This window comes from Pelistega suis (genome assembly GCF_013133795.1).
Lineage (GTDB): Bacteria > Pseudomonadota > Gammaproteobacteria > Burkholderiales > Burkholderiaceae_B > Taylorella > Taylorella suis.
The window spans coordinates 1-1,090 of record NZ_JABGBN010000020.1; the positions used below are offsets into that span (position 1 = coordinate 1).

Below are 1,090 nucleotides of genomic sequence, written 5' to 3' on the forward strand. Positions count from 1 at the left end.
TTCTGCATAAAACAATAATTAGTCTCACCCTTCATCTATTGGTGAGCGAGGTTGTAAATCTATGCCTCCACGTCCCAAAAACCTTAGAATTCTATTTTTCAGCTTCTTTTGTTCCCTCGCTCGCCACGCCAAACCAGCCTCCATCTTCGCTTTCCATCGATCTATCCATATCTGTTGTGGCTGATGAAAATCAAACTCCTTCATAAAATCGTAAGGGTCTTCATAGGAGGCCAAAGGTCTTACCTCAATAAGTTCTTTTGGTGCAATGGGGCTATCTATTCCTAGGTCATAACCATGTATCATCGCTATCTTGGCATAGGTCAGCACCGGTAAATATAGATAAAAGTCAAAGTGGATATCTAAGTCTATCGTCACCTTTGTTGATATCCAATACTCCAGTATCTCATTCAATATCTGCTTCATTTCTTCAGCATCTTGATTAGACATGGCTAAGAAAAATCGAAAATCGGCTTCTATCGCCTTAGAATGTTTTTCATCATTCAAAAACCTTAAACAACCCTCTCTTAGTCTTTCCCAATCTCCTGCTAATGCCAACAAAATTAAACGCTCAAGATAAAAACGTATATCATCATGTTTATAAATCACTTGTTCCAAGGGACCTAAAATAATATCTTGCTGTGTAATTAAAAACTCTTTTAAATCAGGATTATCTGAGCATAGAGATAAAAAACACATCGAACCAAATTGAAAATACCCCCAGCGAGCACTTTCTCTTCCTAACATCCATAATTTCGCTGCCACATAAGCGTTTTGCTTAAAGGCTTGAACATCTCCATGAACCACCAAATCCACTGAGGATTGTCCTTTGTATAGCACCCCAATCTGTTCCATACAAGCAAAGGGATTACCCACGCCTGTTTTAATAATCTCCAATGCTTGATCTACCATGTAATGATTGGGGTTAGTAACATCAAGTTCTCCTGCATATCCTTTACAAAAATCTATAGACTCCTGATAACTTCGTTCTGCGATACTCCCTAAATAAACTTTATACTTCTCCATTACTAGGTTTTTTCTACGTCTTGGCATATGGATATCCTTAATAAAATTACTTTGATTTATTTGGAAT

1 protein-coding gene is annotated in these 1,090 nt (G+C 37.4%); it reads right to left on the minus strand.

All coding sequences use genetic code 11. The annotated features are described in order from the left end of the window. Nucleotides 1-24: 24 nt before the first annotated feature. On the minus strand, nucleotides 25-1,090 hold a 1,066-nt coding region (locus HKX39_RS10555), incomplete at its 5' end, for an Imm49 family immunity protein (protein ID WP_216605101.1).